The 10,118-nt window shown below is 42.6% G+C and carries 10 protein-coding genes and 1 pseudogene; 8 read left to right on the forward strand and 3 right to left on the reverse strand.

Annotated features, from left to right (window positions below; all coding sequences use genetic code 11):
• Positions 1–207: 207 nt before the first annotated feature.
• The gene (abc-f, locus tag Q0541_RS00825; protein ID WP_298904257.1) at positions 208–2,136 is read left to right on the forward strand and encodes a ribosomal protection-like ABC-F family protein; all 1,929 of its coding nucleotides are present in this window, start codon (positions 208–210) and stop codon (positions 2,134–2,136) included.
• 153 nt (positions 2,137–2,289) lie between these two features.
• Here the strand turns inward: abc-f and Q0541_RS00830 are convergent, their stop codons facing one another.
• Together Q0541_RS00830 and Q0541_RS00835 are read right to left on the reverse strand one after the other, a co-directional pair.
• Entirely contained in the window at positions 2,290–2,904 is a 615-nt protein-coding gene (locus Q0541_RS00830) for a hypothetical protein (protein WP_298904259.1), read from the reverse strand.
• A 393-nt stretch (positions 2,905–3,297) separates the two neighbouring features.
• Positions 3,298–3,522, reverse strand: coding sequence for a hypothetical protein (locus Q0541_RS00835; RefSeq protein ID WP_298904261.1), 225 nt, complete (start codon positions 3,520–3,522; stop codon positions 3,298–3,300).
• 168 nt (positions 3,523–3,690) lie between these two features.
• Here Q0541_RS00835 and Q0541_RS00840 point away from each other — a divergent pair, with 168 nt between their 5' ends.
• The 7 genes from Q0541_RS00840 to Q0541_RS00870 all read left to right on the forward strand — a co-directional run bounded on the left by Q0541_RS00840 (position 3,691) and on the right by Q0541_RS00870 (position 9,503).
• Positions 3,691–6,141 carry an NB-ARC domain-containing protein gene (locus Q0541_RS00840; RefSeq protein ID WP_298904263.1) on the forward strand — a complete coding sequence of 817 codons (2,451 nt, stop codon included), beginning with the start codon at positions 3,691–3,693 and terminating at the stop codon, positions 6,139–6,141.
• Between the two features lie 373 nt (positions 6,142–6,514).
• On the forward strand, positions 6,515–6,763 hold the full coding sequence (locus Q0541_RS00845) for a type II toxin-antitoxin system Phd/YefM family antitoxin (protein WP_298904265.1): 249 nt from the start codon (positions 6,515–6,517) through the stop codon (positions 6,761–6,763).
• A gap of 2 nt (positions 6,764–6,765) precedes the next feature.
• Positions 6,766–7,152: a type II toxin-antitoxin system VapC family toxin gene (locus Q0541_RS00850; RefSeq protein WP_298904267.1), complete on the forward strand. Its 387-nt coding sequence runs from the start codon at positions 6,766–6,768 to the stop codon at positions 7,150–7,152.
• Complete coding sequence (locus tag Q0541_RS00855) at positions 7,146–7,385, forward strand: hypothetical protein (RefSeq protein WP_298904269.1); 240 nt, start codon at positions 7,146–7,148, stop codon at positions 7,383–7,385. The genes Q0541_RS00850 and Q0541_RS00855 overlap by 7 nt, the downstream gene beginning before the upstream one ends.
• A gap of 143 nt (positions 7,386–7,528) precedes the next feature.
• Positions 7,529–7,924: a hypothetical protein gene (locus Q0541_RS00860; RefSeq protein ID WP_298904271.1), complete on the forward strand. Its 396-nt coding sequence runs from the start codon at positions 7,529–7,531 to the stop codon at positions 7,922–7,924.
• 191 nt (positions 7,925–8,115) lie between these two features.
• Complete coding sequence (locus tag Q0541_RS00865; protein WP_298904273.1) at positions 8,116–8,874, forward strand: ATP-binding cassette domain-containing protein; 759 nt, start codon at positions 8,116–8,118, stop codon at positions 8,872–8,874.
• Positions 8,871–9,503 carry an ABC transporter permease gene (locus tag Q0541_RS00870; RefSeq protein ID WP_298904275.1) on the forward strand — a complete coding sequence of 211 codons (633 nt, stop codon included), beginning with the start codon at positions 8,871–8,873 and terminating at the stop codon, positions 9,501–9,503. The genes Q0541_RS00865 and Q0541_RS00870 overlap by 4 nt, the downstream gene beginning before the upstream one ends.
• Before the next feature lie 157 nt (positions 9,504–9,660).
• Here the strand turns inward: Q0541_RS00870 and Q0541_RS00875 are convergent.
• Positions 9,661–10,118: pseudogene (locus Q0541_RS00875) on the reverse strand (hypothetical protein); the annotation flags it as partial.

Below are 10,118 nucleotides of genomic sequence, written 5' to 3' on the forward strand. Positions count from 1 at the left end.
GTCTTGGTGGTCGAAAGTATGCTGAAACCTTTGTTATAAAGTTAAATTTGGTTTTGCAAGTTCCCTATGTATCCTTTTCTGACCACCCAAAAACTATCAATCTCTCGTTCCTATGCAGAGTATAGGAATGAGAGCATCTCACCAAGACATGGGCTAGGTATATGTCTTACCTACTAACTAATGACCAATGAAAAATGACTAAATATTATGAGTATTATTACACTCCAGTCAGTAACAAAAGACTTTGGCATCAAGGAAATTTTAAAAGATGCTAGCTTTAGCCTCGATGCTACCGATAAAGTTGGTTTGATTGGTACTAACGGTTCTGGGAAATCAACCTTATTAAAAATGATCGCTGGGTTAGAATCGATAGATAGTGGGCAAGTTTTAGTCAACTCCGGTTCTAAAATTATCTATTTATCCCAGCAGCCAGATTTAGATGAAAATCACACAGTTTTAGAGCAAGTTTTCGCCGACAGTGGCGAACATACAGTTTTGGTGCGTGAGTATGAAGAACTGTCAGATAAATTGGTTCACTATCCAGATGATAGCCAACTGATGTCTCGGCTTTCTGTGGTGATGCAACGGATGGATACGAGTGGTGCTTGGGAATTAGAAACCAACGCTAAAATCATCCTTACAAAATTAGGAATTTCTGACTTTGATGCCAAAATAGGCACTTTATCTGGAGGTTATCGCAAGCGTATTGCTCTAGCATCAGCGTTGCTAGCAGAACCAGATATTTTGCTCATGGATGAGCCGACAAACCATCTCGATGCTCTTTCTGTTGAATGGTTACAAAGTTATTTAAATCGCTATCGTGGTGCGCTTTTTCTCATCACTCACGATCGCTACTTTTTGGATCGTGTTACCAATCGGATCATTGAAATTGACCGAGGCGACATTTACACCTATACAGGTAACTATTCATATTACCTGGAAAAGAAAGCGTTAGCTGAAGAATCTGCTGTAAGTACTCAACGTAAACATCAAGGCGTGTTGCGACGCGAGTTAGAATGGCTCAAAAAAGGGCCGAAAGCCAGAAGTACTAAGCAAAAAGCTAGAATTGACCGCGCTCATGCTTTGCGGGATACTGAATTTAAACAAGTTCAGGGTAAAGTTGATATTTCTACAGTTGGTCGTCGCATCGGCAAAAAAGTTATTGAATTAAATAAAATTTCTAAAGCTTATGATGGACGTACCCTGATTAATAATTTCACCTACGAATTTAGTCCAGAAGACCGCATCGGCATCATCGGCGCTAACGGTGCAGGTAAATCCACTTTAATGGATATGATTACTGGGCGGGTTAAACCAGATTCTGGCATTGCGGAAATTGGTACTACAATTCACATCGGTTATTTTGACCAGCATTCTGAAGAATTGCTCACAGCCTTAAACGAAAATCAGCGCGTGATTGACTATATCAAAGAAGAAGGAGAATTTGTCAAAATTACCGATGGTACTCAAATTACTGCTTCCCAAATGTTGGAGCGGTTTTTGTTTCCTGGTAATCAACAGTATGCCCCAATTCATAAACTTTCGGGTGGGGAAAAACGCCGTTTATTTCTGTTGCGGGTTCTGATGAGTGCGCCCAATGTCTTGATTTTAGATGAACCGACGAACGATTTAGATGTGCAGACATTGGCAGTATTAGAGGATTATTTAGAGGATTTTGCCGGGTGTGTAATTGTAGTTTCTCACGATCGCTACTTTCTTGATCGCACCATCGATACAGTATTTTCCTTTGAAGAAGGCGGTAATCTCCGGCAATATCCAGGCAATTACTCAGTTTATCTGGACTATAAGAAGGCTGAAGAGGCACAGCAACAAGCTGCGAACACTAAGGAGAAGCCTAAAAATGTCGAAGCCCAAAATGGTGCATCTTCACCCAAAGATGTAGAGAATACCAAGCGACGGAGGTTATCCAATTGGGAAAAAAAAGAATTTGAGCAGTTGGAAGGTAAAATTGCCCAGTTAGAAGCTGAGAAAGCAGAAACCGAGAAAACACTAGCGAATGTTTCACCGGGGAATTATAGCCAGGTGCAGAAACTCTACGAACAAGTGGAATCTCTCAAGCAAGCGATCGATGTGGCGACTGAACGGTGGTTAGAATTGGCTGAGATGGAGTCTTAATGTCTGAATATGGTGCGTTATGGCTTTGCTATCACGCACTCTACTACTTTTTAGATACAGCGTATTTCAGGTAAATGAAGTACACGGGTAGGGGCACAACATGTTGTGCCCCTACGATTATCTGTACCTCACACTTGTTGCAATCTGCTGTATTTAATTGCTCAATATGCCAACTAAAATATGAGTTAACTCAGTTAATTCTTCAGGAACCCGATATAATTTGAGGTCTTCTGTTATCTGTTTTTCCTGACGGTTGTATATTGCAAATCGCCAATCTTCACCAGTACTTACTGCCCCATAAAGAACTGGCAATTCTGAATTTATCCATTGATCGAGTGTAATCAACTCAACTGCTAATTGTGTAAAGCCTCTACTGATATCTGCTTGTTTCGCTTCAATTACTAACAATCCCTTACCTTTATCAATGTAATAATCCAAGCTGCCTTTGAGTTGGTCACTAACACTAATAGGATACTCAATATTCAATTGGGTTTGGGCAATTTCGCAAACTTCTAGTAATATCGGTGCAATAATTGCTTGCTTGCGTGCATCCTCACTAAGTAGCTTGACACGTCGGAGGTTACGCTCAATTACTCGGTGTAATTCTGCAATTATCTCAGGAAGAAATTCTGTTTTTGGTAATTGCAACCGTTCGCGTTTATAGGAACAGCCAAGTTCAGCAAGAATATCTTCTGGGGAAAACGGTAGTTCAAAATATTTGCTGAATGTATAGCTTTGACCAGGTTGAATGATTCGGGGACGACTCATACAGCAATTTTCGTGTGGATGGCATACACTACTCTACGATTATTTTTAACAGAATTGTATTGGACAATAAGAGATTTCAATTAACAAAATATCCAAAGTCGGGTGCGTTCTCGCAAAGCGCAACGCACCATTTGAATATCTATTGCGGTGCGTTACAGCGTTCCGCCTAAGAGGATGTTTGAAAAGTCCTCTTGTCGGTATCAAAAGTTTTAGATCCCTCTAAATCCCCCTTTTTAAGGGGACTTTGATTCCGGTTCCCCCCTTTTTAAGGGGAGCCAGCGCGGTCTTGGGGTCTCCCCAAGTGAAGCGACTGGCGTGGGTTAGGGGGGATCTAAAAGTGCCTAAAGTCACAGCGAAACACTTTTCAAACAACCTCTAACACACCCTACCACTTCATCTTTTACTTTTGAGCTTTGGAGAATCGTTTTTCTCCCTTTTATCCCGCAAGTTGCGAATTTTAACCAGCACTGGAATATATTGTTGAATCATCCAAATCAACGCCTCAAGGGATGAGTTACCTTGGTCAATTCGGCTTTTAGCTTGTAAACCAATCAAGAATAGTTGCATTGCCAGCAACAAAGCAATGGTTTTACTGAGAATATGACGCTTAATTTGCATTTGTTTGTACCCCAAAGAGTTGATAGATATAGGTTCTCTTTGGGGTTGTGTCCCTATGCAAATACCCTAATCTTGCTGAAAATGCCTTAGAATCTGGATTACATGAGTTTGGGGTGGGAGTTTCAATATGGGGTAGCCCCAAACTTCTTACTCAATTTTTTGGATGTAATGCCACGAACTACCTATGGGCCTCAGATTCAAAAGCGAGTCAAGCGTCTGCTAGAGGCGTTGCTTTATTTTGTCGATGGAGAATTTGAGGACGGTAACTTTAAAATTGAGTACGACTGGAAAGAAGAAGACAGCGCTAACCCCAAGCTGACTGTGCAGACTACGTTAGTCACCTTGGAGTTGCTGACGCAAAAAGATAAATATCCTGGTAAGTTAACTAAAGTGCAAATTCGAGAAGCGCTGAATTTGCTGAAAGACTTCTTGAAGATTCTGGAAGATAACCGTCTCCACACTCAAGGTTCTGAGGACTGGCACTTTACACTCAAGCTATGGTCAAGGGATAGGGAAAAAAACCTCAAACGGTTTGATGAGGGATGGGAAAATAACAGACCAAAAAAATCGAAAGCAGAAAACCCCTCTCCAAACCTCTCCCCCACTGGGAGAGAGGCTTTGAATCTTCCCCCTTCCCTTGTAGAAAAGGGGGTTAGGGGGTTAGGTCACATACAAATATTTCAAGCGCCACCTTTACCCGCACACTTTGTAGAACGCCCAGAGTACAGCGATGATTTAAAGACTCGTCTTTTGAATGGTTCATCGTCTGATAGTCGCACTTTAGTAATTACTGCGATTCACGGCTTGGGTTCGGTGGGCAAATCTACTTTAGCTGCGGCTTTAGCCCATAATGCAGAAATACAATCTCGTTTTTGTGATGGCATTCTTTGGGCAACATTAGGTCAACAACCCAATGTGCTTGCTTTACTTAGTGGCTGGGTGCAAGCATTAGGAGACTATAGCTTTAAGCCTACAAGTGTTGAAGCAACTTCCTCGCATTTGCGGACTCTGCTTTATGACAAGGCTGTGTTGCTGGTAGTGGATGATGCTTGGAATACCGAAGATGCACAAGCATTTAATTTTGGTGGTGCGGGTTGTCAAGTTTTAGTAACTACTCGTGAAGGTCACATTGCCGATGCCTTAGCAGCCAGCATCTACAGTCTGGATATAATGAAACCAGACCAGGCAATGGAATTGCTGACGAAGAAATTAAGACGCGAGATTACAGGCATAGAACGTCACTCAGCAGAAAATTTAGCCAAAGGCGTTGGTTATCTTCCCTTAGCATTGGAACTTGCAGCCGCCGAAGTTGCTTGTGGTACGACTTGGGATGAACTATTGGCAGATATTCAGCAAGAAGTAGCCAGATTAACAAGTTTTGACCGACCGGAAGCCGAAGAAATTACTGATGAGGCTAGTTTAAAACGCCTGAGTTTAACCGCATCATTAAATTTGAGTGTCAAGAGAATGCCACCAGAAAAGCAGCAGCATTTCTCTTGGTTAGGGGTATTGCCGGAGGATGTCAACATTAATAAGATGATGGCAGCAACGTTGTGGCAGATGGATAAGCGTGATGCTGCCAAGATGTTGCAATATTTACGGAATAAAGCATTGCTATTAATAGGAGTAGCGCTTGCTGATGGTATGCCTACCTATCGCTTACATGACTTATTCCACGATTTAGCTTGTAATTTGTTAACTACTCCCTCCCAGCCAAAGCGCCGAGGAGATTTGGCTGGGTTGGGTTTAAACCTTGCTGATGTTCACGCTGCTTTTTTAAAGAAGTATCGGCAGAAAACCCAGAATGGTTTATGGCATACTTTACTCGATGATGGTTACATTCATCAGTATTTAGTTTGGCATTTGGAAAAGGCTGGACAGTTAGAAGAGATTCACCAGTTATTGCGGGAAGAGTCTGCAACTGGAAGCAATGGCTGGTATGAAGTGCGAGAACAATTGGCACAAACTGGCGGTTACATCACAGATATTTCTCGTGCCTGGGAACTAGCAGAAGCGAATTGGACTGAATCAACACTAAGCTTGCAATGTCGCTATGCTTTGATTACTGCATCGATGAATAGTTTGGCAGCTAATCTACCAGCAGATTTGCTGGTAGCGTTGGTCAAAAACAAGATGTGGACTCCTGAACAAGGACTAGCTTATGCCCTGCAAAAACCAGAACCACAAAAGAAAATTGACTCGCTGACAGAACTAGTCAATTATTTAACACCAAATCTTCAAGAATTAGCACTGCAAAAAGCCTTTGCTGCTGCCAGGGCAATACAGGATGAGGATTATCGTGCCAATGCCTTGAGTGCCTTAGCTGAGAAACTGCCACCAGAGTTATTGCCAGAAGCCCTTGCTGCTGCCAGGGCAATACAGTCTGAGGATTCTCGTGCCTATGCCTTGAGTGCCTTAGCTGACAGTTTGTCACAAATGCCATCTACTGAACTTTTCCCCCTTTGGCAAGGTACACTTCATGAGCTATCCCTTCGCACTCGCCGTGATTTGCTGCAAGATATCAAAGCATTGTTTCCAGTTATCTTTGCATTAGGTGGCGAAGCAGCAACGGTAGAACTTGTCAGGGCGATTCAGGATGTGGGGCGATGGTGGAAATAATTTGTAATTCGTACCTCGACTTCGCTCGGCAACCTAATTCGTACCTCGGCTTCTCTACGAGACGCTACGCGAACGCTCGGCAACCTAATTCGTAATTTAAGAGAGTTAGATTTAACTTGCCTCTGTAGCTTGATTTCGGTCAATTGGTATAAGGGGATGCAGGATCTATAGTTTTAAGCGAAGTGCGATCGCTTTTTACAGCTACTCAACCATCGAGCAGGTATCGCATTTACAAACTCTCTCTGGTGTCCATGAGTGAGCGATCGCAATTAGTCATGAAATCATCACCAGAAATTGTCTAGACTGTCGATGAGCGATCGCCCAACCATTCGGTGTTATCGTAAAGAATATTAGGAATTAATTACCAAGGCAGATGACTATTACTGTCAACGTTGCTCAAGCAACTGCCAAATTTAGTGAACTTTTAAGTCAGGTATTGCTTGGTGAAGAAGTCGTGATTGCTGAACAGGGGATTCCTGTTGCACGTCTAGTCGCCCTTACAAATACCAGTTCTCCTCGCATTCCAGGCTTAGATAAAGGTAAAGTGTTTATTGCACAAGATTTTAACGAGCCTTTACCAGAAGAAATCTTGAGTGATTTTGAAAGTTCTAACTTCGTTTAGTAATGAGAGCTTTACTGGATACCCATGCATTCATTTGGTGGGTGACAGATGACTCTCAGTTATCTGCCAACGCTCATAATGTGATTGCTGATTCAGGTAACATCCTATTTTTGAGCGTAGTAAGTGCCTGGGAAATTGTCATCAAAAATAAATTGGGCAAACTGACTTTACCTGAACCTGTAGAACAGTATATTCCAAGTCGTCTGGCGATCAATCGCTTTGAAAGTTTACCTATTCAAATGAGCCATGTATTGCAAGTTGCTAGTTTACCAAGTATCCACCGAGATCCATTTGATCGGATTTTGATTGCCCAAAGCCAAGTAGAGAATTTGCCAATTGTGACAATTGATCAGCAAATTACACAGTATCTTGTTCAAACTATATGGTAATAGCGATCGCCCTTCTACAAACTGCGATCGCTATTATTGTTCTTTCCTACAGAATACTAGGCGATCGCCTACAGAAGTTTTGTCTACGCAGCAATATCCATCAACAAGCCGCTTTGCGTCTACGCACTCCCCAACAAACTGAAGCGGTCTTTGAGTTCACGGGAGCAGTCTTTTTGTTCACGGGAGCGGTCTCCCTTAAAACTTTTATGAAACTTAAACAATTATTACTATAAAAATCAACATCTAGTGATGAGATACCGCAAAATTACTGGTATCACCTGAAAAGTTTATTAGAAAAAATTGTGAGTTACCCTGAACCGGAATGTAGTTTAACTAAGGCAAGCTAGCTCTAGAAGTATCTTAAAGAAATAAATTTATGTCTCGTCTAAAACGCACATCCCGCATTTTAGAAAAAGCTCAGTTAAGATCGGCTGGACTGAAATCGATTGTTCCAAACATCAAATTTGATGAAAATTATAGTCTAGAAAAACTGATTGAGTCAATTGACCAGTTACGTAACAAAATTGATGTTTATAATACCGCTCTGTCTGTGGTTGACTCTTCTAGAACTGAAATTGAAGAGATGGAAAAAAACTTGAGTCAGCTTTCTGAAAAGATGCTGATGGTGGTTGCTATCAAGTACGGCAAAGACAGCCGCGAATATGAGATGGCGGGTGGTGTTCGGAATAGCGATCGCGCCCGCAAAATCAGGTCGAGCCGCTTGAAAAATGTTGCAGAACAAGTCTTAGATGAGAATGCTAAAACTGCATAGTAGGGTGTGTTATGCCGTTAGGCTAACGCACCGTTTTTATGATCTATTGCGGTGCGTTATGGCGTTAGCCTAACGCACCCTACATATACTTAAAACAATGGGCTTGAGCAACTTGTCTGGCAAATCGGGCATTAGCACGCTAGCAAAATCAGCACATAATACATATAGCTAGTGTCCACTAAAAGCCACTCATGCCGCAAAATAACCAAACCGCCGTCGAATTCCGTGATGTCACCTTTAGCCGCAATCATCGCCCATTGGTGTCAAATCTCAATTTCACCATTCACCAAGGAGAAGCACTGGTATTACTTGGACGCAGTGGAAGTGGCAAAACCACGACAATGAAGTTAATTAATCGCCTATTCACACCCACACAAGGCGAAGTTTTATTTGATAGTATTCCAACAACTCAATGGGATGAAATTAAACTGCGGCGAAAAATTGGTTATGTAATTCAAGAAATTGGTTTATTTCCCCATTTCACTGTAGAACGTAATGTGGGTTTAGTCCCGGCTTTGGAAGGTTGGCAACCAAAACAAATTAAAACGCGAGTTTATGAATTGTTGCAATTAGTAGGCTTAGAACCAGCACAATTTGCAGGGCGTTACCCGCACGAACTTTCGGGAGGACAAAGGCAAAGAGTCGGTGTAGCGAGGGCTTTAGCAGCAGATCCGCCAGTGTTGTTGATGGATGAACCCTTTGGCGCACTCGATCCAATTACGCGGCTAGAACTTCAACAAGAGTTTCGGCGTTTGCAGCAAGAGTTAGGCAAAACAGTTGTGTTTGTCACCCACGATATTCAAGAAGCCTTGGTTTTGGCATCGAGAATTGGTTTAATGTCTGGCGGAGAATTGGTAGTATTGGGGACAACAGATGAATTTATGCGATCGCAACACCCAGAAAGCCTAGCCTTTCTCCAATGTCTGCGTTCCTTCCAAGACCATTTATGAAAAATTTCTTCCTCGTTAAGTATGCCCCAGAAATTCTTCAGCATACTCTAGAACACTTATTTTTGGTAGGAATTGCGATCGGAATTGCCATACTTGTAGGCATTCCTTTAGGTATTTTAATTACACGCAAAACTTATCTCCGCCAACCAATTCTCGGCATAGCAAATATTCTGCAAACTATTCCTAGTTTGGCACTGTTTGGCTTACTGATTCCAGTTCCTATAATTGGCGGAATTGGCGCAGTACCAGCAATTGTTGCCCTGATTGTATATTCCTTGCTGCCGATAATTCGTAACACTTACACAGGGATTACTAGCGTCGATCCAGCTATTCGGGAAGCTGGGAGAGGGATGGGGATGACAGATAGACAATTGTTATTGCAAGTTGAAATCCCCTTGGCAATGGGAGTGATTTTAGCAGGAGTGCGGGTCGCAACGGTAATTGCCATTGGCATTGCAACCATTGCAGCAGCAATTGGTGCAGGTGGTTTAGGAGTGTTTATTTTTCGCGGCATTTCAGTAGTGAATGATCAGTTAATTTTAGCTGGTGCAGTTCCAGCAGCGGGAATTGCATTACTGGCTGACTTTGCAATTGGCTGGTTAGAGAATAAATTAAAAATTAAAAATTAAGCAAGTTAGAGGTCAGCCCCAACTCTTGGAGACGCTACGCGAAGAGGGAAGTCAAAAGTCAAAAGTCAAAAGTCAAAAGTCAAAATTAATAATCCGCGCAGAGCCGCCCAACGCACTGGCTCCTTTTGATTTTTGACTTCCGCCTTGCGGTACTAGCCTAGTTCAAATTCCACACCTTGATAGTCTCAGTCCCCCAAGTGCCAGCGGCGAGCGTTTTTCCATCTGGGCTGAAGCTGACACTGTTTACAGGAAAACCGCATTCAACCAGCGTCTTGATCAGCGTACCGTCTCGCTTCCACAGCTTGATAATGCCATTATCCCCACTGCCAGAGGCGATCATTTGTCCATCCGGGCTGAATCTGATACTGCTCAGAGGGAATCTGGCATCGTCCACAGGATCATAATGACCCTTCAGTGTCTTGATCAATGTGCCGTCAGGCTTCCACAGTTTGATAGTGCCATCTGCATTGCCAGAGGCGATCATTTGTCCATCCGGGCTGAAGCTGACACTGTTTACTATAGCAAGGGGATCGAGACCACTCAGGGGATTGATACCACTGAGATCCAAGCTGTTTTGCTCACTCAACTGATTAACCCCCTGCTTCTGACTTGCGA

This window comes from uncultured Nostoc sp., from assembly GCF_937863485.1.
Lineage (GTDB): Bacteria > Cyanobacteriota > Cyanobacteriia > Cyanobacteriales > Nostocaceae > Nostoc.